Below are 20,778 nucleotides of genomic sequence, written 5' to 3'. Positions count from 1 at the left end.
TGCACGGAGACAACATGGCCCCAGGCACGGCGGCGAGCATGCTAACGCACCCACACCGCGACGCCCTTGACCGCGCGCAGACGCAGGTCAATGCGCTCGTGCTCGGCAAGGCGCACGAGGTGCGGCTCGCGTTCGTCGCGCTGCTGTCGGATGGCCACATCCTGATCGAGGACCTGCCGGGCCTCGGCAAGACCACGCTTGCGCATGCACTCGCTGCGACGGTCGGCCTGAAGTTCCAGCGCGTGCAGTTCACCTCGGACCTGCTCCCCGCCGACATCCTCGGCGTGTCGATCTTCGACACCACGCAGCAGGCGTTCGCGTTCCACCCCGGCCCGGTGTTCACGCAGGTGCTGCTGGCCGACGAGATCAACCGTGCACCGCCACGTACGCAGAGCGCGCTGCTCGAAGCGATGGCCGAACACCAGGTCACCGTCGACGGCGTGACGCGCGCGCTGCCTCCGCCGTTCTTTGTCATCGCGACGCAGAACCCGGTCGACCTGTCGGGCACGTATCCGCTGCCCGATTCGCAGCTCGACCGTTTCCTGCTGCGCCTCTCGCTCGGCTATCCCGGAGAGGACGCCGAACGCGAGCTGCTTGCAGGCACCGATCGGCGCCAGATGATCGCCGAGCTCACGCCGCAGTTCGCCGACGGCGAATTCGACGCCGCGCGTGCCGCGGTGTCGCAGGTGCACGCGAGCGACGCGCTGATCGCCTACGTGCAGGCGCTGCTCGCGCGCAGCCGCCGGCATCCGGGCGTGCGCGTGGGCCTGTCACCGCGCGCGGGCCTGGCGTTGCTTCGTGCCGCACGCGCCCATGCCTTGCTGCTGGGTCGCGCCCATGTCGTGCCCGAAGACGTGCAGGCGCTGTTCGCGCACGTCGCCGCGCATCGCCTTGTCATCGACGCCGACGCCGGCAGCGACGACGCGGCGGCGAAATCCATCCTGCATTCCGTACCGGTGGATTGATGGCGCCGAGACGCAGCCTCCGTCGGCGGCTGCTCGCGCTGGCGCGACCGCGCGATCCCGAAGCCCTGCCCGCGCACCTCGACCGTCGCCGCATCTACGTGCTGCCGACACGCTTCGGCCTGTTCTTCGCCGCGCTGATCGCCGCGATGTCGATCGGCGGCCTCAACTACAACAACAATCCTGCGTTGCTGATGGCGTTCCTGCTCGCGGGCGCGGCGATGGCGAGCCTGGTGTCGGCGCAGCTGCAGATCAGCGGCGTGTCCATCGTCGCGGTCGACGCCGAACCCGTGCACGCGGGTCGCACGCTGCGCCTTCGCGTGCACGCGCGCACGGCTGATCGACGCCCGCATTCGGGACTCAAGGTCGACTACGAAGACGTGACCGCGCTGCCGCTCTCGCTGCGCGACGGCTCCGGCGAAGTCGTGCTCGACGTCGCGACGCAGCGTCGCGGCTGGCTCGAAGCGCCACGACTCCGTGTCTACACGACGTGGCCGCTCGGCCTCGCACGCGCGTGGTCGTTCGTCTGGCCCGAGACGCCGGTGCTGGTGTATCCGACGCCGGAGGCCGTCGCCCCGCCCTTGCCGACCGGTTCGGGCGATCCCGCCGCGCGCCGCCTGCATGCCGCGGGCGACGACGTGCACCACCTGCGCAACTACCGCGCCGGCGATCCGCAACGCGCGATCGCGTGGAAGCCTTCCGCGCGACGCGGCACGTTGCTGGTACGCGAGTTCGAACAGCCGACCGGCACCGACATCGAACTCGACTGGCGCGAGCTGTACGGCCTGTCGCACGAAGCGCGCATCGCCCGCCTCGCGCGCTGGGTGGAGGACGCGGAACGCGACGGTCGTCGCTATCGCCTCTGGCTTCCGACGCAGGCGGCGATCGGCCCCGACCGCGGCCCCGCCCATCGCCACGCCTGCCTGCGCGCACTCGCGCTGCTGCCACATGGCTGACGTCATTTCCCATCCGCTCGACGGAGGCAGCCGGCGCTGGACGCTGCTGGTCGCAGGGCTTTGCCTCGTGCCGCTGCTGCTGCAGTTGCCCGGCCCGACCGCGCTCGCGATCGCGGTGACGGCGGTCGTCATCGCGGCGCTGTCGCGGCGCAAACCGTTGTCGACGCTGGTGCGCGCGCTGCTGGCGGTGGCGATCGTGGCTGCGGTGTCCGCGCAGTTCGGTTTCAACTTCGGGCGTGACACGGGCTGCGCACTGCTTGGCGCGATGATCGCGCTCAAGCCGTCGGAGACCGTCAGCGTTCGCGATGGCCGCAGCCTCGTCGGCTTCGCACTGTTCGCACCATTCTCCGCATTCCTGCTCGACCAGGGTCCGTGGACGCTGGTGCTGGGCCTTGTCGCCGCGATGCTCGGCCTCGGCGCGTTGCAGCGGCTCACGACGCTCGAAGGCGAGATGCCCGCACCCGGCCTGCTGCCGCCGATGCGCCAGGCGATGCGCCTGCTCGCCTACGGCATCCCGCTCGCCCTCGCGATTTTCTGGCTGTTCCCGCGCATCGGTACGCCGCTGTGGGGTGTGCCGGATCGCGCGAAGGCCAAGGTCGGCCTGTCCGACCGCATGTCGCCCGGCGACTGGGTCGACCTGCTCGCCGACGACAGCGTCGCCGCGCGCGCTCGTTTCCTGGGTGCGACGCCGGCGAAGAGCGCGATGTACTGGCGCGGCCCCGTGCTGTCCGACTTCGACGGCCGCACGTGGCAGCGTTCGGACAACATCGGCCTCGGCGCGCGCGATCGCCTGCAGGTCGGACGCGTTCGTTGGACGTACACGCTCGAGATCGAGCCCACCGACAGCACGCAACTGGTCGCGCTCGACGTGCCACTCGCGGCTCCCGAAGGCGCGTCGCTATCGTCCGACTACAGCCTTCGTGCGAAGCGTCCGCTGGCCACCCTCACGCGCTGGAACATGGCGTCGTCGCCACCACTGGTGATGCAGCCGGACCTTCCGGCACCACGTCGCCAGCACGCACTCGCGCTTCCTGCCGGCTACGACCCGCGCACGGTCGCGCTCGGCCGCGAGTTGCGCACGCGCCTGCACGATGATCGCGCGATCGTGCAGTACGCACTCGACTGGATCCGTCGCGACTTCGCGTACTCGCTCAATGCGCCGCCGCTCGGGCGCGACACCGTGGACGACTTCCTGTTCCGGACGCGCATCGGGTACTGCGAGCACTTCGCCGGCAGCTTCACCCTGCTGATGCGCGCCGCGGGCATTCCCACGCGCGTGGTGACCGGCTATGTCGGCGGTCAATGGAACCGCCTGGGTGGCTACTGGATGATCCGCCGCATGGACGCGCACGCGTGGGCCGAGGTCTGGCTGCCCGAGCGCGGCTGGGTGCGCGTCGACCCGACGGCGGCGGTCGCGCCCGAACGCATCTACGACACCGTCGACGACCAGCTGCCCGCCGGCGGCCTGCTGGAAACGCTGCAGGGGCCGCGCGGGCTGGCGCAGGTCGGCGACTGGATGCGGCAGAACTGGAACGACCTCGTGCTCGGCTTCAACGCCGACCGCCAGGAACGCCTGTTCGCACCGTTCGGGTTCGGGCGGATGAGCGGCATGCAGCTGGTGCTGATGTTCGCGATCGCCGCGTCGCTGGCGCTCGGGCTGATGGTGTGGCTGAGCCTGCGTGCCCCGCGCGAGCAGGATCCCGTGCTGCGCGCGTGGCACCAGCTCGGCGCGCGATATGCCCGCATCGGCCTCGGCCGCGCGCCGCACGAGCCCGCGACCGCGTGGGCTGAACGGATCACGAAGGCGCGCGGCGAGGCTGCGGACGGGCTGCGGGATCTCACCGCCCGCTTCACGAATTCGCGATACGCTGCCGGTGTCGCGGACGAGGCGTCCGCGCGGAGGCTGGCTCGCGATCTGCGCGCGCATCGGCCTTCTCCACCCGAATCACGCGCTGGACGCGCTCCCGTCCGGAGGCCGCAATGAAACTTCGCACCCTCGTCGTTCCCGGCGCGCTCGCCATGGCCCTCGCGGCCTGCGCGACGCTGCCGCAGCCCCTCGTCGGCGAGTACGCGCCGATCACGCCACGCGAAGCGACCGACCACGACAACGCGGGCACGGTGGTGCGATGGGGCGGCCGCATCGTCGAGGTCGAGCCGCAGAGCAACCGCACCTGCTTCCAGATGATCTCGACGCACCTGGACGCCTACGGTCGCCCGTACTGGGCGAGCGACGACGTGGGCGGCCGTTTCATCGCGTGTCGCAACGGCTTCTACGACCCGGCCGTGTTCGAGAAGAACCGCGAAGTGACGTTCACCGGCCACATCGACGGCTACGAGAACCGTCGGATCGGCGACTACGACTACCGCGTCCCGCGCGTCGCCGCGGACGTCGTCTACCTGTGGCCGGTGCGCGACTACGTCGACGTCGTCGAACGTCCGGCGCCGTGGCCGTGGTGGGGCTGGTGGTAAACCGGCCATCTGCTCGAATCGGCGTTGCATCGCAACGCACGAAAAAAGCCCGCGATTTCGCGGGCTTTTTGTTCGGCGCTACCGGGTGCGATCACGTCGATCACGACGCCGGCACGCGCAACGCCTTGCGCCGCACCAGCTTCAATCCCGACCAAACCGAATCCACCGCACAGACCTTGATGTCGACCAGTCCGAGCGGCAGCGCGACGTCGCGGATCCGGTCTTCGGTGATGTCGGTCGGCACCTTCGATGCCTTCTTCGGCCACGACACCCAGATCATCGCGTCGGGCGCGAGCAATGGGGGGACGTCCGACAGCCAGGTGCGCAACTCATCGAGCGATCGCGAGAAAACGTGCACGAGCTGCACGCGCCGGCTCGGTGTCTTCGCGAAGGCCACGCCGGCCGGGAGGCCGGCAAGCATCTGCGTGTAATCCTCCGGCGCCGATACGACGAGCGCGACGGTCGATTCCGCGTAGCCCAGCTTCGCCCACAGCGGTTTGCCCGAATAACCGGCGGGCGCTGCGGGCGTCATCAGCGGGCGCGCGCCCCGAATCCACCCAGTGCCGCACCGGCGAGCAGGTGCAGGTGCACCTGGAACACCGTCTGCCCGGCGTGCGCATTGGTGTTGACCACGACGCGGTAGCCATCGTCCGCGAAACCCTCGCGTCGCGCGTATGCAGCGGCCGCAAGCATCAACTTGCCCAGCACCTCCGCGTGTTCGGGCTTGGCCGCATCGAGCGAGGCGATCGGCGTCTTCGGCACGAACAGCACATGCACCGGCGCGCTCGGCGCAATGTCGCGGAACGCGATGAGGTCGTCGTCTTCAAACACGATATCGGCCGGAATTTCGCGACGGATGATCTTGCCGAAGATGGTCGTGTCGGTCATGGCGCTCACTCCCTGATTTCGCTGCGGCTGCCGAACGCATGCGACAGCGTGCCGCGATCGACGTATTCGAGCTCGCCACCCAGCGGCACGCCGTAGGCGAGGCGACTGGGCGTCACGTCCTTCTGGCGTGCCAGCTGCGCGATGTAGTGCGCGGTGGCCTCGCCTTCGACGGTGGGGTTGGTGGCGATGATGAGTTCGCGCACCTCGCCTTCGCCGAGCCGTGCGCTCAGGCGATCAAGCCCGAGCTCGCGCGGGCCGATGCCGTCGAGCGGCGACAGCCGCCCCTGCAGAACGTAATACAGGCCGCGATAACCCGTCGCCTGTTCGATCGCGAGGCGGTCGGCCGGCGTCTCGACCACGCAAAGTTGGTCGACGTCGCGCGACGCGCTGGCGCATACGTCGCAGACCGCGTTCTCGCTGAAGTCGCGGCAGCGTTCGCAATGACCGATGCGTTCCACCGCTTCGGCAAGCACCTGCGCGAGCTGGCGTCCGCCCGCGCGCTCGCGTTCGAGCACGTGGTAGGCCATGCGCTGCGCCGACTTGTTGCCGACGCCCGGCAACACGCGCAGCGCCTCGATCAGCTGGTCGAGCAGCGTGCTCATCTCGACGCGTTCCGCGAGCGGTGGATGCCGTGACTCAACGCGGTCACGTCGCTCAGAACATCCCCGGGATCTTCATGCCCGGCGGAATCGGCATACCCGCGGTCGCCGCCGACATGCGCGACTGCGATTCGGCATTGACCTTGTTCACCGCGTCGTTGAATGCGGCGGCGATCAGGTCTTCCGCCATCTCGGGGTCACTGATGACGCTGGGATCGATGCGCACCTTGCGGCACTCCATGCGCCCGGTGATCGTGACGCTGACCATGCCCGCGCCCGCGTTGCCGGTGACTTCGATCTTCGCAAGGTCTTCCTGCGCCTTCGCCAGGTTTTCCTGCATCTTCTGCGCCTGCTGCATCAGCTGGGCGATGTTTCCACGCATGGGAGTTTCTCCGTAACGAAAAGTGTCGCGTCAACGCTCGAGCGGACGCACGGATTCGGGAACGATGCGGCCGCCCGCGGCGACGAGGCGCTGCACGTCGGGATGCTGCTCGAAGTCGCGCTGCGCGGCCGCCTGCTTCGCGTCGCGCGCGCGCTCGACATGCACGCGCACGGAATCAACCGGACGCGCCGGTGACTCGAAGCGGACCTGCGGCGCATGGCCGAAGCGCGGGGCGAGCGCGTCGGCCAGCATCTTCACCATCACCGTGCCCTTGAGGTGCTCGTCGGATGGCTCGATCGACAGGCTCAGCACGCCGTCGCGACAACCGACGAAGCCGACGTGCTCTGCGAGCAGGCGCGCGGGGCCGCGAAGGTCGCAGGTTTCGACCCAGTCGCGCCATGCATCGGCGTCGGACAGACCGCCGTCGCCAGCGGGTGCGGACGCAGGTGCCGCCGCGACCGGTTCACGGACTTCGCTGCGCACGGCCTCGGCGACGGTGGACGTGACGGGCGCGCGCTCGATCGATGCAACCTCGACCGGCGCCGATTTCGTCTCGACGACCGGCGGCGCAGCGACGGCGTCTACGGCGCGCGCACGCGGAGGCGCACCGACCGTTTCCGCCGCGGGGGCTGGCGAGGACGCATCGAGCGCGGCACGCGCGGCGGCCGCGGCATTGCCCGTGGCACGGGTAGACGCAGACGCGCGCTCCGGTCGCGATTCACCGCTCGACGTCGAACCGCTCGCGCCCGGACGAAACGCCAGCATGCGCAGCATCACCATCTCGAAGCCCGCGCGCGGACTTGGCGCGAGCGGAAGATCGCGTCGGCCGTTCAACGCCATCTGGTACCAGAGCTGCACGACTTCGGCCGGCAACGCATCGGCGAGCGCGTCGATATCGACACCATCCACTTCGATCGCCGCGCCCGGCACCAGCTGCCGCAGCTGCAAGTGATGCAGCGCTTCGGCGAGCGCTTCGAGCACGTCGTCCCAGTCGGGCGAAAACTCGCCGAGGCGTTCGACGTCCGCCATCAGCGCCGCACCATCGGCCGACGACAACGCGTCGAGCAATGCACCCACGCGACCACGGTCGACCGTGCCGAGCATCGCGGCGACGCCCTCGTCGGTGAGCTGCGAGCCCGTGTACGCGATCGCCTGGTCGAGCAGCGACAGGCCGTCGCGAAGCGAACCGTCGGCCGCGCGCGCCAGTTGCTTCACCGCCCCCTCTTCCACCGCGATGCCTTCGGCGCCGAGGATCTTGCGCATCTGGCCGCGGATCTGCTCCTCGTCCAGTCGCTTGAGGTTGAACTGCAGGCAGCGCGACAGCACGGTCACCGGCAGTTTCTGCGGGTCGGTGGTCGCGAGCAGGAACTTCACGTGGCCCGGCGGCTCTTCCAGCGTCTTCAGCAGTGCGTTGAACGCCGACTTCGACAGCATGTGCACTTCGTCGATCAGGTAGACCTTCACCCGACCGCGGCTTGGCATGTACTGCGCGTTGTCGATGACTTCGCGCACGTCGTCCACGCCGGTGTTGCTGGCCGCGTCGATCTCGAGCAGGTCGATGAAGCGGCCGGCGTCGATGTCGCGGCAGGAATTGCATTCGCCGCAGGGGTCGGCGGAGGTGCCGCGCTCACAGTTGAGCGACTTGGCGAAGATGCGTGCGATGGTCGTCTTGCCGACGCCGCGCGTGCCGGTGAACAGGAAGGCGTGGTGCACCCGACCGCTGTCGAGCGCGTTGGTCAGCGCGCGTACGACGTGCTCCTGTCCCACGAGCTCGGCGAAGCGCTTCGGACGCCATTTGCGGGCAAGAACGAGATAGGACATGCGGATCCGGACGCGGGGTCGCCGGTGCATCCGGCGAGGTCGAACGATTGTGCCAGAGGCCCGTCGCAGCCCGTGCGCGCCTTGTGGCTGCGAGGTGCCGCGGCGTAGAATCACCGGCCCTGAGCGTGGCCGGACGCCGCATTCAGGCCAGGTGCGGAGAGGTGTCCGAGTGGTTGAAGGAGCACGCCTGGAAAGTGTGTAAGCGTCTAAACCGCGCTTCGGGGGTTCGAATCCCCCTCTCTCCGCCATTACATCGACGCCCCGCTCCGGGCGTGTTCCACGCAAGTCTCTATGGTGGCCCCGTCGGCCCCTCGCGACGCTAGGTCGAAAACCCCGCCAGGGCCGGAAGGCAGCAACGGTATCGACTGACGCGGGTGCCGAGGCCAGCCGGCGGGGTCATCGCCATTCTGGATATCGAAGCCGGCACTGCGGTCTGTCGCGGGCTGCGGCGCGATGCCGCTTTCGCCGTTTCCGACTCCGGTGGGCGCGGTTACGCGACGTGGCGTCGCCATTTCGGCCGCTCGAGAACCGGCACGCACGTTCGTTGCGGCAAGGTGCTCTGGACGTTTACTTGCGCCGGCCGTTCGGGACGGTGCCGCCGCCAGCCGGTCAAGTCATCGTGACGCCCGACATCTCCACGGACGCTGGTGGTGCCCCCGCCCGCGACAACCTCTCGTCGTCAGTCCGCGTACAGCGCCGCGAACGCCTCGAAGTCCGCCGTCTCCAGCACCGCGGACACGCAGTGGTGAGGGACCGACAGGTGCACGTCGACGCTCTCGTCGTCGCTGCCCTGCAGGTCGAGACTCAGTTCGACGTAGGTGCCATCGAGATCGACCTTGCGACATTCGACGTATGCGCCGAATGCCGACCCGACGCGAAGCCAGGGCGTCAGCAAGGTGCCCAGCTCGATGCGGCCAGGCTCGGTCAGGAACACGCGCAGGCGGTGGCGACGCTTGGACATGGCGACCTCAGATCATCGGAGCCGCCGAGGCTAACCGGCCGCTCGTAAGAATCGCGCGATGGTCAGCCGGGCCACGGCGTGGCGCGGTCGGCGGTCGGCTCGGCGAGCGCGATCACCTCGCCGGCGCGGCCGACGCGATAACCGCGCGCCGCCAACGCGTCGCCGTCGGCATGGCTGGCGTAGTGGTAGAGCACGCAACGATCGAGCAGTTCGCGCGGGTATTCGCGCTCGAGGTCGTCGATGCCGCTGTGCGACGGATTGCCGTGAAGGCCGCAGTCGTGCGCGACGAGTTCACCCTCGCCCGCATGGCACGCGAGCATCTCGGGGATGGGCCGGGTATCGCCGGTCCACACCACGCTGCCACGCAGGCGCAGGCCGAACGCGGTATCAGGCCAGTGGTGACGGACCGGGAATACATCGACGCGGACACCGTCATGCCAGAACGCGTCAACGACGGGCACCAAGCGAAACGCGTCCCAGAAGTTCACGCCACCCTCGGCGAGCACGTTCGGATACGCCGCGATGCGCTGGTGCAGCAGCGGCACCAGCCGCGCAGGCACGTAGACGACGATGTTGCCGCGACGCGCGTCGTCGAAAAACGTGTCGACGAACAGGCGCTCGAAACCGGCGACGTGGTCGAGGTGCGTATGCGTGATGAACAACGCGCGCGGTGACTCGCCGTAGATCGACTGGTAGTGGGTCAGCCCTTCGCCGCCGCAGTCGATCGTCAGCCATGGACGTCCGCGCCGTTCGATCGTCGCCATTGCCGAACCCAGCGTCACCGCCGCCGCATTGCCGACGCCATGCAGGCGCAGCGTCCAGTCGCTCATGCGGCGCTCCACGCTTGCTCGTAGGCCTGCTGCAGCCGAGTGAAGTCCTCCTCGACTTCACCGACGTCGCGCACGCCGCGGCGCTTGAGCAGCGACCGATGCAGGCGGGCGAGATTGCGCTGCCGCCATCCGTTGCCGATGGTGCGGAACACGCCGCGATCCAAATCGATCACCCAACCGCCGCCGTTGCGATCGAACATCAGGTTGTCGGCATTGAGGTCGGCATGGTCGAGGCCTGCGCGATGCATGCGCGCGATGAGTCGGCCCGCGTCGCGCCAGGGCGCCGCGCCTTCGATCGCGAGTTCCGCCAGCGTCTCGACGTTGAGCAGGCGCTCGATCAGGATCGCCGCGCGATAGCGAAGGCCGCGACGTTCGTAGATCGCAGCGAGCGGCGTCGGTACCGGGATGCCGCGTCGCTGCGCTTCGCGCGCGAGTTCGTATTCGGCCACGCTGCGCACGCGCGCTTCGCCATGCCATAGGTAGCCTGCCGTGCTGACGCGTGCGGCAAGGCCACCGCGCCGGTACTGGCGCAATACGCAGGCGCCGAACGGCGCATCGACGAACCAGGCCGCACCGCGACCGCCGGTTGCGACCGGTCGCGCGCTTTCACCCCATGCACCGGGCGAGAACCATTCGGGCTTCGCTTGTCCGGTGCGCTCGGGGTCGAACACAATCACGCCGCGGCCCTGGGGGCCGTCGAACTCGATCCGTGCCTCGTTGGCATGCGCGGTCGCCATCGCCGGAGTCTAGCAGCGCATGACACGTCCCCTTCCGCTTCCGCCCGGCGCGCGCGTCTGCCTGCTTCGCCTGTCCGCGCTGGGCGACGTCACCCACGTGCTGCCCCTGATCGACACGCTGCGCGCGGGCATTCCCGACGTCCGCATCACGTGGCTGATCGGGCGAGGCGAACATCGACTGCTCGACGGACTTCCGGACGTCGAGTTCATCGAGTACGACAAGAAGAGCGGCCTTGCCGGCATGCGCGCGCTGCGGCGCGGCTTCGACCGCCCGTTCGATGCGCTGCTGCAGATGCAGGTGGCCGCGCGCGCGAACCTGCTGTCGGCATTCGTGCCCGCGCGTCGGCGCATCGGTTACGACCGCTCGCGTTCGAAGGATCTGCACGGCCTGTTCGTGCGCGAACGCATCCCCGATCGGCCGGGCATCCACGTGCTCGACGCGATCGGCAGCTTCGCCGAACCGCTCGGGCTCACGCGCCTGCCCGTGCGCTGGGAAATGCCGGTGCCGCCTGACGCGTTCGAATGGGCCGCGGCGCAGTGGCCCGATGACGGTCGCCGCACGCTGATGATCTCGCCATGCTCCAGCCATGTGCGACGCAACTGGCGTAGCGAGCGCTACGCAGCAGTGGCGGACCACGCCGTCGAACGCGGTTGGCGCGTGGTGCTATGTGGCGGCCGCAGTGAGCTCGAACGCGCGACCGGCGACGCGATCCTCGCCGCGATGGCGCACCCGGCGCTGGACCTCATCGGCAAGGACACGCTGAAACAGCTTCCCGCGCTGCTCGCCCGCGCCGATCTGGTGATGACGCCGGATTCCGGCCCCATGCACATCGCCAACGCGATGGGCACCAAGGTGCTCGGCCTGCATGCGGCGAGCAATCCCCTGCGCAGCGGCCCGTACAGCGACGTGCGCTACTGCGTCGACCGCTACGACGACGCGGCCCGCCAGCATCTGAAGCGGCCCGCGAGCGAAATCAAATGGGGAACGAAGATCGAATACGACGGAGTGATGGACCTCGTCACCGTCGACGACGCGGTCGCAGCCTTCGAGCGCTACGTCGCCGACACCGCCTGACGTCGGTCAGGCCGATGGCTGCCGGTAATCCTCGTACGACTTCTCCTCGACGTAGGACGAGCCCAGCGCGAGGTTGATGTCCTTCTTGATGCGGGCGCGTTCGTCGTTCTCGAAATAGACCGCGCGCGCCAGGCGGATGAACTCGGCGTCGAACAGCTGCTGCTTTTCCTGGACGCGGATGTCGTCCTCGATCACCCACAGGCGCTCGTTGACCGCCTTGAGCTCGGCACGCAGGCGGACGATGTCGTGCCCGGCGGCGGGATGCGCCATCCACGTCTTCTCCAGCGCCGACAGCTCCTTGCGGACGTTGGCGAGCTTGGCTTCGTCCTTCATGCGCTCGGACTTGATCTGCAGGATCGCGATCTTGTCGAGCAGCTCGCCGAACGACACCGGCACGAGGATCTCGGACATGGGCAGCCTCGAATTCAGGGGGCGACAGTGTAAACCCGTGACACGGTCGCCCTTGTCGGCCGCCCCGCCGCCGCCGTATCATTCGCGCCCCGCCGGTCAGCCGGTGGGGACCACGGAGAGGTGGCAGAGTGGTCGAATGCGCCGGATTCGAAATCCGGTTTACGGTTTCGCCGTAACGTGGGTTCGAATCCCACCCTCTCCGCCAGATACAGAAAAAGGCTCCCGAAAGGGGGCCTTTTTCGTATCCGGCGAGCGGGAGGGCGTTCGAAAGGCCGCCCGGTTCGACAGATCGCAGAGCAGCCGATTTGGACGGCGGACGGACGCCCGCGCGACGCGCGGCTGCGGAGCTAAGGATGGCTCGCAGCCATCCCGCCCGAGGCGCCAAGACGCGCCCGCCCGACAAACCCCCACGTCAAACCGCACCCGCACCGGCCGCGAAACACCGCCATACACGGTAGGTGTTTCCCCGCCTTGCCCTCCAGCGCAGTCACGCCGATGATTCGACGGGCCACCGCCTTCGCATGACCCAATGATCGAATACGGACATCTGACCCACGCAGGATTGCGTCGCGAACTCAACGAGGACACCTACTACGCCGACGGCGAGCTCGGCCTGTGGCTGGTGGCCGACGGCATGGGCGGTCACGAATACGGCGAAGTCGCGAGCGCGCTCGCGCGCGAAACCATCGTCCGCGAGGTTCGCGACGGCACGCCGCTCGCGCAGGCGATCCGCATCGCCGACGAAGACATCATCGCGATGTCGCGCCGTCGCAACGACGCGCTGCCGATGGGCACCACCGTTGTCGCCGCGCGCATCAAGGGCGAGCGATTCGAAGTCGCATGGGTCGGCGACAGTCGCGTCTATCTGTGGCGCGAGGGCCAGTTGCTGCAGTTGTCGCAGGACCACAGCTACGTACAGGAACTGATCGCCAACGGCGCGCTGACGCAGGAACAGGCGCGCAGCCACCCGCATCGCAACGTGGTGACGCAGGCGTTGGGCGTGACCGATCCGCGCAGCCTCAACGTCGAGACCATGACGGGCGAATTGCGCGCCGGCATGCAGCTGCTGCTGTGCTCGGACGGACTCACCGAAGAAGTCGATGATCGCGCGATTGCGAAGGTGCTCGCACGCCTCGACTGCAGCGCGCAGGAATGCGCGGAGACCCTGGTCGCCGCGGCGCTCGACGGCGGCGGCTCCGACAACATCACGGCGGTCCTGATCCGCCGCGCATGATTCACGCCGGCGCGAACGCGCCGTCGTCGTCCGTCGCCGGTTCCGTCAGCCGGTCCCACACCGCACTACCCGCCTTCTTGCGCAACACGGCAAGACGCGATTCGTGCGCCGCAAGCTCCTCCTCCGAGACGCCGACGCGCGGACGCGGGCGCCCCAGGTCGATTTCGAACGGAAGCGTGTCGCCCGAGGATTCCGCGACAGCTTCGGCGAATCCGAGATCTGTCTGTCCCGACGTCAGCCCGATATAGACCTCGGCCAGCAGTTGCGCGTCGAGCAATGCGCCGTGCAACTGCCGATGCGCATTGTCGACACCGAGTCGTCGGCACAACGCGTCCAGCGAATTGCGCTGCCCGGGAAAGCGCTTGCGCGCGAGCAGCAACGTGTCCTCGACGCGGCATCGCGCGCCGATGCTGCCGTGGTGCGCGCCGCACCGGCGAAGCTCGTTGTCGAGGAAGCCGACGTCGAACGTCGCGTTGTGGATGACCAGCTCGGCGCCGTCGATGAACTCGAGGAATTCCTCGATGACGTCGGCGAAGCGCGGCTTGTCGGCGAGGAACTCGAGCGTAAGTCCGGTGACTTCGGATGCACCCGGCTCGAAATCGCAATCCGGATTGAGGTAGCGATGGAAGGTGCGACCGGTCGGACGGCGCTCCATGAACTCCACGCATCCGATTTCGACCACGCGGCAACCGCGTTCCCAGCTCAGGCCGGTGGTTTCGGTGTCGAGAATGACCTGGCGCATCGAGAAGTCCGGACGTCGTTGCGCGTAAGCGTAGCCGGGGCGCGTCGCAGATGGTGATGCGCGACCGGCGCGAACGTCACGTTTCGATCGACGCCGTCCCGCCCTGCTTGATCGCGAGCGCCTGCGCACGTGCGAGGCCATCGACGCGCTCGTTGTCCGGATCGCCACTGTGGCCTTTGACCCAGTGCCATGCAATGCGATGTCGCTGCGTCGCTGCATGCAGGCGTTCCCACAGGTCGCGGTTCTTGACCGGATCGCCGCCCGCCGTCTTCCAATTGCGCCGCACCCAGCCGGGCATCCATTCGGTGATGCCCTGCCGCACATATTGCGAGTCGGTGTAGAGATCGATTGCACACGCTTCGGTCAGCGTCTCCAGTGCGCGGATCGCCGCCATCAGCTCCATGCGGTTGTTCGTCGTCGCCGCTTCGCCGCCGGAAAGCTCGCGCTCGCGGCCCTTGTAACGCAGCAGCGCCCCCCAGCCGCCGGGGCCGGGGTTTCCGAGGCAGGCGCCGTCGGTATGGATCTGGACGGCCTTGAGCTCATTCATCTACTTGTTCATCGGAATTTCGCGCATCCGCCATTGTGCACGGCCCCTTGGCCCGACCGCTCGTCGGAGCCCGACCGTACGCGACCGTACGCTCATCGCCGCCGGGGAATCAGTCATTTAGGTCCGATTGCTCAAGGTCTCCGGCCGGTGAGAGGCGGTCGTCACGGTCACCGCGGGTTGACGCGGCCGGCGGCCGTCGGCAAGGTCGCCGCTTCTTCGGGACCAGCACCGCAGCCGTTCAGCGTATTCAGGAGGCATCACGCTGAGGTGGCACTAACCGACGGAGGTACTTGCCAATGCGATTGCAGCCGCTGCCTGCGCGCGTCGACAACTACATCTGGTTGTTTCGCAACGATCAGGGCCGAGCGCTGGTGGTCGATCCCAGCGAAGCCGACCCGGTGTTCGACGCCGCCAACAACGAGGATTTCGCGCCGGCCGCGATCCTTCTGACGCACCACCACGCCGACCACGTCAGTGGCGCCGCGCCGATTCTCCAGCGCTGGCAGGGCACCCCGGTCTACGGACCCGACGACGACCGCGTCGATCTGACGATGAATCGCCCCGCCGACGGGGCCGCGTTCGAAGTCGACGACTGGTCCATCCGCGTGCTGCACGTCCCCGGGCACACGCGCACGCACATCGCTTTCTTCGTCGAGACGGCCGGCAGCGATCCGGTCCTGTTCTGCGGCGACACGCTCTTCAGCCTGGGCTGTGGCCGCCTGTTCGAAGGCGATGCGGCCCAGATGGAGACCTCGCTGGGGAGGCTCGCGGCGCTACCACCCGAAACCCGGGTCTGCTGCGGGCACGAGTACACGCTGGCCAATGCCGCATTTGCGGCGGTGGTCGATCCCGACAACGCGGCGCTCCGGCGTCGCATGAAGGAGGCCAAGACCATGCGCGACGCCCAACAGCCCACGCTGCCGAGCACCCTCGGCGACGAACTGGCATGCAACCCGTTCCTGCGCTGCGACCAGCCCGCGGTCATCGATGCCGCCACGCGCCGCCTCGGCCGCGCGCCGGCCGACCGCGTCGAGACCTTTGCCACGCTCCGTGCGTGGAAGGACGGGTTCGCAGCATGACCACTACTATTAATAAGACGAGCGCACTGGCGCTCGCGGCCGCACTCGGCCTGGCCACCACGTGCGCCCATGCCGCCGAAACGCGCAACGGTCGCGAAGTGTTCGACCATTTCCGCGCCGGCCTTGCCGAACCCACGTGCCCGACCGAACCGTCGCGCTGGACCAAGCAGTTCGCGCACGCGCCGCAACGCCTCGCCGACCGCGACTCCAACACGCTCGAGCTGTTCGGCCATGTCGTCGAATCGGTTCGCGCCGCGCATCTTCCGAGCGAGTACGCGCTGATCCCGTTCGTCGAGAGCGGCTACAAGCCGAACGCTCGCAGTGGCGCGGGCCCGGCCGGCCTCTGGCAGATGATCGGCACGACCGCGCGCAACCACGACGTACCGATGCGCGCCGGCTACGACGGCCGCATGTCGCCGGTCGATTCGACCAAGGCCGCGGTCCGGTACCTGAAGACGCTGCACGGCATGTTCGGCGGCAACTGGCGCCTCGCGGTGATGGCCTACAACGCGGGCGAGTACCGCGTATTCGGCGCGATCAAGCGCGCCGGGCAGACGCCGCGCTCGGCCAACCCGCAGACGCTCGCTGGCCTTTCGGGCATCACCACGTCCTACGACGACAAGTTGCACGCGATCTCGTGCGTCATCGCACAGGCGCAGCAGCAGCCGCGCTTCCTCGCCGCGCTGGATCGCCCGATCCGCAGCCTCGGCCCGACGCCGGTATCCAGCACGATGGTCGCGATGGTGCCGGACAAGCCGGAACCGGCAGCGCCGCTGATCGCTGGCCTGCCGATCCCGGCCATCCTGACGCCCGACGTCGCAGCCGTTGCCATGGGCACGCCGTCGACGTCGTCGGTCGGCACCGGCACTGCAACGGGGTCCGCTCCGCTCGCGGCCGTCGGCACGAGCGACACGGCGCTGCAGGCGCCGGACGCATCCGCAGCCATTGCTGCACCGGTGATCGCGGCGACCAACGCCGTCGTGGCGAACTCCAACGCGCCGCGCAGGCACACCGTCGCCGTCGGCGACAACCTCTGGACGATCGCCCGCCGCTACAAGGTGTCGGTGGCCGACCTGCTCAGCCTCAACGGCCTGCAAGCGGGCAAGCTGATCGCACCGGGCATGGTGCTGGCGGTCGACTCGCTCGCCGCGAAGTAGCCTCGCGACGCGACCGCGGGCACACTACGGCGCCCGCCCGCCGTCTGGCGGGCGCCAGAACGGAGAGCACATGGGTTTCCTGCAGGGCAAGCGCGCACTGATCACGGGCATCGCGAGCCAGCGCTCGATCGCGACCGGCATCGCCGAGGCGATGCGTCGCGAAGGCGCCGAGCTGGCGCTGACCTACCAGAACGACAAGCTCAAGTCGCGCGTCGAGTCGGCCGCCGCCGAATACGGCAGCGACATCGTCCTTCCGCTCGACGTCACCTCCGACGAGCAGATCGCGCAGTGCTTCGAGCAGCTCGGCAAGCGTTGGGACGGTTTCGACATCCTCGTCCACTGCATCGCCTACGCCCCGCGCGAAGCCATCGAGGGCGAGTTCCTCGACGGCCTAACCCGCGAGAACTTCGCGGTTGCCCACGACATCTCGGCGTACTCGCTGGCGGCGCTCGCCAAGGCGGCGCGTCCGATGATGGCCGGCCGCAACGGCTCCGTGCTGACGCTGAGCTACCTCGGCGCCGAGCGCGCACTGGCGAACTACAACGTCATGGGCGTTGCCAAGGCGAGCCTGGAAGCGACGGTCCGCTACCTCGCGCTCAACCTCGGCCCGGAAGGCACGCGCGTCAACGCGATCTCCGCCGGTCCGATCAAGACGCTCGCGGCCGCGGGCATCGCCAACTTCCGCAAGATGCTCCACCACTTCGAGACCTATGCGCCGATGCGCCGCGTGGTCACCATCGAGGACGTCGGCAACACCGCGGCGTTCCTCTGTTCGGACCTGGCGGCGGGCATTACCGGCGAAGTCACGTACGTGGATTCGGGCTACAACATCCTCGGCATGACCGGCATCGGCGACGACGACTGACTGTCGCGATTCTTATTAATACGTCGCACGAAAAAGCCCGGTTCCGACCGGGCTTTTTTATGCGCGTGCGTAACCCGAACGAGCGGCGCCCGCGAACGCGAACGGCCCGCATGCGCGGGCCGTCCGGGACACACCGACGCGTCGACTTACAGATTCGACTCGTTGACCTCGATCTTGTAACCGCGACGCAGCGCGCGAACCGCCGCCTCGAAGTCGACGAGGCCATGCAGCTGGGCGATCTGGCGGCCCAGCGTGGATACGTCGCCACCGGCGTCCGCGGCAGTGCCGGGCTTGATCGCATCGACAACGAACACGAGCGCACGGCCGTCCGGCAGCACCTTCGAGCCGGCAGCGACCTTGCCCTTGGGCGCGTAGGCCGCGAAGAAGGCGTCGGTGACGCCGGGCGCGCCGACCTGCGCACTACGCGGCACGCCGATGACCGGCTTCGGCTCGGGCAGCCCCTGCGCAGCGGCGACCTGCGCCAGAGCCTGTCCGGCCCGCACCTGCGCGAGCACGCCATCGGCACGTCGCTGGGCGGTCTTGATCAGGCGGTCGGCCTGGATCGCGGCGATCACGCGATTGCGCACTTCGGCGAGCGTGAGCTGGCGCGCAGCGGAATGCGCGGTCACGCGCAGCAGCACGCTGTGGTTGGTGCCCACGTCGATCGGGTCGGAGACCATGCCCTGCCCGATCGCCGACTCCGAGAACGCGGTGCGTTGCACCATCGGATTCGCGAGCACGCCCATCGACGACTGCCCGCGCGCGATCGGATCGCTCGTCAGCAGCGGCACGCCCACCGCTCGCGCGGCCGGGCCCAGGGACGACGGATTCTTGAGCACGGCGTCGACGATCTTCGACGTCGTTTCGTTGAACTGGCGCTCGCGGGCCGTGTCGGCCAGCTCCTTCTCGAGGGTCGCGCGCGCCTGCTCGAAGGTTTCCTGGTTGCCCTGCTGGATCTGGCGCAGCTGGATGACGTGCCAACCGAACTCGGTGCGCACCGGATCACTGACCTGTCCCGGCTGCATGGCGAACAACGCCTTTTCGAATGCCGGCGCGAGCGCGCCCTTGGCGACGAAGCCAAGATCACCACCCGCGGCCTTGGAACCGGTGTCATCGCTGTTGGCGCGCGCCAAAGCGGCAAAGTCCGCGCCCGGCGCATGCGCCTGCGCGGCGATCTGCGTCGCCTTGTCCTTCGCGGCCTTCTCGACCGCCGCGCTCGCACCCGCCGGCACGCTGATCAGGATGTGCGATGCCTGGCGCTGCTCGGGCGCGACGAAACGCGACTTTTCCTGCTCGTAGTGCTGGCGGAGCGCCGCCTCGTCGATCACCGGCGCGGGGAGCGTCGCGGCATCGAGGTCCACGTACTCGAGCGTCACCGTCTCGGGCGCGCGGTACTGGTTGCCGTGCGCGCCGTACCAGGCCTTGATTTCAGCGTCGGTGACCGGCGCGCCATCGGGCGCCGGCGCGGGGATCTCGATCATCGAGAGGTCGCGACGCTCGCCGAGCAACGCCACCATGCGGTCGATTTCGGCCGGCGTAGCGAACGCGGACGCGCCGACCGTCGAACGCATCAACGTCTGCGCCAGACCGTCACGGATGAGCTGCTCGAACTGCCTCTCGTTGCGCGGCGGGTTCAGATTGCGGAGCGCGAGCCGGTACTGCTGCATGTCGAACTTGCCGTTCGCCTGAAACGCCGGGATCGCCATGATTTCCTGCTGCACCATCGCATTGCTGACGACGATGCCCTGGCGCTTGGCCCACAACGACTGCGTGCGCTCGTCGATGAGATCGTCGAGCACCTTGCGCTTACTCGCGGCGCTCTCGAACTCGCGCGCGTCAAATTGCGCGCCCTGTTCCTGACGCGCGGCCTGGCGCTCCTGCTCGAAGCGCTCGCGGAAATCGCGCTGGTTGACGTCTTCGTGCTGCCACAGCATCGACACCGGCCAGAACGACGGAGCGCCCGCCCACCACGTCGGCGGTGCGCTGATCGAAGCGACCGGCATCTCATGCGACTGGCGGAAGTAGTCCTGTACGCCGACGAAGGCGAACGGCACCACGAGCAGGCCGAGCACCACGGTAGCGAACCAGCCGGAAGTCTTGTCGCGAAGGGTCTGCAGCATTGCGGATACGGCGTTGGGCGAAGCCCGACAGTGTAGCCGCTTGCATGCGCCATGCACGCGCGACGCCCGGGCTTTGCAGGCCTTCGGGCAAAAGAAAAGCGCCGTTTCCGGCGCTTTTCGAAGATGGCGGAGCGGACGGGACTCGAACCCGCGACCTCCGGCGTGACAGGCCAGCATTCTAACCGACTGAACTACCGCTCCATTTGAAACGACAACCGAAGCTGCCCGCATCGTTCGCGAAATTCGCCCGGCGGCGCGATCCGGAAAACGAAGGCGCCGCGAGCGGCGCCTTCGGAAAAACATGGCGGAGCGGACGGGACTCGAACCCGCGACCTCCGGCGTGACAGGCCAGCATTCTAACCGACTGAACTACCGCTCCGCGTTCAAACTTTTCGCCTGCCGGGCCGCTATGTGGTGGGTGCTGAGGGTTTCGAACCCCCGACCCTCTCCGTGTAAAGGAGACGCTCTACCACTGAGCTAAGCACCCGGTCTTACCAGCCACAATCGCGCTGGCGGGCGAGCTGTTTAGTTTACAGCGTCCTTAAGGGCCTTGCCAGCCTTGAACGCCGGATTCTTCGAAGCCGCGATCTTGATCGTCTCACCCGTCTTCGGGTTGCGACCCTGGCGTGCAGCGCGCTTGCGCACCTCGAACGTGCCGAAGCCAACGAGGGTCACGGTGTCGCCCTTCTTGAGGGTCTTGGTGATGACGCTGACCATCGCATCGACAGCATTCGCAGCTTCCGTGCGCGACAGTTCGGCGGCGTCAGCGACGGCCGCAACAAAATCGGCTTTGTTCATTCTTCTACTCCGTGGGCGGCGCGAAGCCGCAGATGTACTGAGAACCGGACAAACCCCTGACCGGCAGAGTCCCCTGTTCGACCTTGCCGCGATGCCCTTCACCGGGCGATGACGCGGACGGCGCTCGTTATACCAGCGCGCTCGC

The 20,778-nt window shown here is 68.3% G+C and carries 22 protein-coding genes, 5 tRNA genes and 1 other RNA gene; 12 read left to right on the top strand and 16 right to left on the bottom strand.

Features of this window, described 5'->3' with window-relative positions; all coding sequences use genetic code 11:
* The first annotated feature begins 14 nt into the window (after positions 1-14).
* From ACKTTN_RS05805 to ACKTTN_RS05790, 4 genes are read left to right on the top strand one after another with little or no spacing between them, the layout of a single operon-like run.
* The gene (locus ACKTTN_RS05805) at positions 15-965 is read left to right on the top strand and encodes an AAA family ATPase (protein WP_407908934.1); all 951 of its coding nucleotides are present in this window, start codon (positions 15-17) and stop codon (positions 963-965) included.
* Positions 962-1,918 (top strand): DUF58 domain-containing protein, encoded by a 957-nt coding sequence (locus tag ACKTTN_RS05800; RefSeq protein ID WP_407908933.1) that lies wholly within the window; start codon positions 962-964, stop codon positions 1,916-1,918. Before ACKTTN_RS05805 ends, ACKTTN_RS05800 begins: the two co-directional genes overlap by 4 nt.
* Complete coding sequence (locus ACKTTN_RS05795) at positions 1,911-3,902, top strand: transglutaminase TgpA family protein (protein ID WP_407908932.1); 1,992 nt, start codon at positions 1,911-1,913, stop codon at positions 3,900-3,902. The genes ACKTTN_RS05800 and ACKTTN_RS05795 overlap by 8 nt, the downstream gene beginning before the upstream one ends.
* Positions 3,899-4,387 carry a Slp family lipoprotein gene (locus ACKTTN_RS05790; protein ID WP_407908931.1) on the top strand — a complete coding sequence of 163 codons (489 nt, stop codon included), beginning with the start codon at positions 3,899-3,901 and terminating at the stop codon, positions 4,385-4,387. The genes ACKTTN_RS05795 and ACKTTN_RS05790 overlap by 4 nt, the downstream gene beginning before the upstream one ends.
* Positions 4,388-4,487: 100 nt before the next feature.
* On the opposite strand, the gene ACKTTN_RS05785 is transcribed toward ACKTTN_RS05790, so the two are convergent.
* The 5 genes from ACKTTN_RS05785 to dnaX are packed head-to-tail and all read right to left on the bottom strand — an operon-like array spanning position 4,488 to position 8,077.
* Positions 4,488-4,919, bottom strand: coding sequence for a DUF3052 domain-containing protein (locus tag ACKTTN_RS05785; RefSeq protein WP_407908930.1), 432 nt, complete (start codon positions 4,917-4,919; stop codon positions 4,488-4,490).
* Entirely contained in the window at positions 4,919-5,275 is a 357-nt protein-coding gene (locus ACKTTN_RS05780) for a histidine triad nucleotide-binding protein (protein WP_407908929.1), read from the bottom strand. Before ACKTTN_RS05780 ends, ACKTTN_RS05785 begins: the two co-directional genes overlap by 1 nt.
* A gap of 5 nt (positions 5,276-5,280) precedes the next feature.
* Positions 5,281-5,877 carry a recombination mediator RecR gene (gene recR / locus ACKTTN_RS05775; protein WP_407908928.1) on the bottom strand — a complete coding sequence of 199 codons (597 nt, stop codon included), beginning with the start codon at positions 5,875-5,877 and terminating at the stop codon, positions 5,281-5,283.
* A 52-nt stretch (positions 5,878-5,929) separates the two neighbouring features.
* Positions 5,930-6,256: a YbaB/EbfC family nucleoid-associated protein gene (locus ACKTTN_RS05770; RefSeq protein ID WP_407908927.1), complete on the bottom strand. Its 327-nt coding sequence runs from the start codon at positions 6,254-6,256 to the stop codon at positions 5,930-5,932.
* A gap of 30 nt (positions 6,257-6,286) precedes the next feature.
* On the bottom strand, positions 6,287-8,077 hold the full coding sequence (dnaX, locus tag ACKTTN_RS05765) for a DNA polymerase III subunit gamma/tau (protein WP_407908926.1): 1,791 nt from the start codon (positions 8,075-8,077) through the stop codon (positions 6,287-6,289).
* A 155-nt stretch (positions 8,078-8,232) separates the two neighbouring features.
* Here dnaX and ACKTTN_RS05760 point away from each other — a divergent pair.
* Positions 8,233-8,325, top strand: a tRNA-Ser gene (locus tag ACKTTN_RS05760).
* Positions 8,326-8,377: 52 nt separating this feature from the next.
* Positions 8,378-8,474: signal recognition particle sRNA small type (gene ffs, locus ACKTTN_RS05755), an RNA gene on the top strand.
* A 282-nt stretch (positions 8,475-8,756) separates the two neighbouring features.
* On the opposite strand, the gene ACKTTN_RS05750 is transcribed toward ffs, so the two are convergent.
* The 3 genes from ACKTTN_RS05750 to ACKTTN_RS05740 all read right to left on the bottom strand — a co-directional run bounded on the left by ACKTTN_RS05750 (position 8,757) and on the right by ACKTTN_RS05740 (position 10,605).
* Positions 8,757-9,038 carry a hypothetical protein gene (locus ACKTTN_RS05750; RefSeq protein WP_407908925.1) on the bottom strand — a complete coding sequence of 94 codons (282 nt, stop codon included), beginning with the start codon at positions 9,036-9,038 and terminating at the stop codon, positions 8,757-8,759.
* Positions 9,039-9,100: 62 nt separating this feature from the next.
* Positions 9,101-9,868, bottom strand: coding sequence for an MBL fold metallo-hydrolase (locus ACKTTN_RS05745; RefSeq protein ID WP_407908924.1), 768 nt, complete (start codon positions 9,866-9,868; stop codon positions 9,101-9,103).
* The gene (locus tag ACKTTN_RS05740; RefSeq protein WP_407908923.1) at positions 9,865-10,605 is read right to left on the bottom strand and encodes a 3-deoxy-D-manno-octulosonic acid kinase; all 741 of its coding nucleotides are present in this window, start codon (positions 10,603-10,605) and stop codon (positions 9,865-9,867) included. The genes ACKTTN_RS05745 and ACKTTN_RS05740 overlap by 4 nt, the downstream gene beginning before the upstream one ends.
* A gap of 19 nt (positions 10,606-10,624) precedes the next feature.
* On the opposite strand from ACKTTN_RS05740, the gene ACKTTN_RS05735 reads away from it, so the two are divergent.
* Complete coding sequence (locus tag ACKTTN_RS05735; RefSeq protein ID WP_407908922.1) at positions 10,625-11,680, top strand: glycosyltransferase family 9 protein; 1,056 nt, start codon at positions 10,625-10,627, stop codon at positions 11,678-11,680.
* Positions 11,681-11,686: 6 nt separating this feature from the next.
* Here the strand turns inward: ACKTTN_RS05735 and ACKTTN_RS05730 are convergent, their stop codons facing one another.
* Positions 11,687-12,091 (bottom strand): DUF6165 family protein, encoded by a 405-nt coding sequence (locus ACKTTN_RS05730; RefSeq protein WP_407908921.1) that lies wholly within the window; start codon positions 12,089-12,091, stop codon positions 11,687-11,689.
* A gap of 114 nt (positions 12,092-12,205) precedes the next feature.
* On the opposite strand from ACKTTN_RS05730, the gene ACKTTN_RS05725 reads away from it, so the two are divergent.
* Positions 12,206-12,296, top strand: a tRNA-Ser gene (locus tag ACKTTN_RS05725).
* A 324-nt stretch (positions 12,297-12,620) separates the two neighbouring features.
* Positions 12,621-13,325, top strand: coding sequence for a PP2C family protein-serine/threonine phosphatase (locus ACKTTN_RS05720; RefSeq protein ID WP_407908920.1), 705 nt, complete (start codon positions 12,621-12,623; stop codon positions 13,323-13,325).
* Position 13,326: 1 nt separating this feature from the next.
* Here the strand turns inward: ACKTTN_RS05720 and dnaQ are convergent, their stop codons facing one another.
* On the bottom strand, positions 13,327-14,067 hold the full coding sequence (gene dnaQ, locus ACKTTN_RS05715) for a DNA polymerase III subunit epsilon (protein ID WP_407908919.1): 741 nt from the start codon (positions 14,065-14,067) through the stop codon (positions 13,327-13,329).
* 76 nt (positions 14,068-14,143) lie between these two features.
* The gene (gene rnhA, locus ACKTTN_RS05710) at positions 14,144-14,614 is read right to left on the bottom strand and encodes a ribonuclease HI (protein WP_407908918.1); all 471 of its coding nucleotides are present in this window, start codon (positions 14,612-14,614) and stop codon (positions 14,144-14,146) included.
* Positions 14,615-14,910: 296 nt separating this feature from the next.
* Between rnhA and gloB the strand changes: the two genes are divergently transcribed.
* The 3 genes from gloB (at position 14,911) to ACKTTN_RS05695 (ending at position 17,715) form a co-directional block, all read left to right on the top strand.
* Complete coding sequence (gloB, locus tag ACKTTN_RS05705; protein ID WP_407908917.1) at positions 14,911-15,693, top strand: hydroxyacylglutathione hydrolase; 783 nt, start codon at positions 14,911-14,913, stop codon at positions 15,691-15,693.
* On the top strand, positions 15,690-16,850 hold the full coding sequence (locus ACKTTN_RS05700) for a lytic transglycosylase domain-containing protein (RefSeq protein ID WP_407908916.1): 1,161 nt from the start codon (positions 15,690-15,692) through the stop codon (positions 16,848-16,850). The genes gloB and ACKTTN_RS05700 overlap by 4 nt, the downstream gene beginning before the upstream one ends.
* 70 nt (positions 16,851-16,920) lie before the next feature.
* On the top strand, positions 16,921-17,715 hold the full coding sequence (locus ACKTTN_RS05695; protein ID WP_407908915.1) for an enoyl-ACP reductase FabI: 795 nt from the start codon (positions 16,921-16,923) through the stop codon (positions 17,713-17,715).
* A gap of 146 nt (positions 17,716-17,861) precedes the next feature.
* On the opposite strand, the gene ACKTTN_RS05690 is transcribed toward ACKTTN_RS05695, so the two are convergent.
* The 5 genes from ACKTTN_RS05690 to ACKTTN_RS05670 all read right to left on the bottom strand — a co-directional run bounded on the left by ACKTTN_RS05690 (position 17,862) and on the right by ACKTTN_RS05670 (position 20,633).
* The gene (locus ACKTTN_RS05690; protein WP_407908914.1) at positions 17,862-19,835 is read right to left on the bottom strand and encodes a peptidyl-prolyl cis-trans isomerase; all 1,974 of its coding nucleotides are present in this window, start codon (positions 19,833-19,835) and stop codon (positions 17,862-17,864) included.
* Between the two features lie 124 nt (positions 19,836-19,959).
* Positions 19,960-20,036 (bottom strand) — tRNA-Asp (locus tag ACKTTN_RS05685).
* A 101-nt stretch (positions 20,037-20,137) separates the two neighbouring features.
* A tRNA-Asp gene (locus ACKTTN_RS05680) sits at positions 20,138-20,214 on the bottom strand.
* A gap of 33 nt (positions 20,215-20,247) precedes the next feature.
* A tRNA-Val gene (locus tag ACKTTN_RS05675) sits at positions 20,248-20,322 on the bottom strand.
* Between the two features lie 38 nt (positions 20,323-20,360).
* Positions 20,361-20,633 carry an HU family DNA-binding protein gene (locus tag ACKTTN_RS05670; protein WP_407908913.1) on the bottom strand — a complete coding sequence of 91 codons (273 nt, stop codon included), beginning with the start codon at positions 20,631-20,633 and terminating at the stop codon, positions 20,361-20,363.
* Positions 20,634-20,778 lie beyond the last annotated feature (145 nt).

It is taken from the genome of Lysobacter claricitrinus (assembly GCF_045866565.1).
Taxonomy (GTDB): Bacteria; Pseudomonadota; Gammaproteobacteria; order Xanthomonadales; family Xanthomonadaceae; genus Cognatilysobacter; species Cognatilysobacter claricitrinus.
The sequence above is the reverse complement of the archived record's forward strand: the minus strand, read 5'-3'. Positions and strand labels throughout refer to the sequence as shown.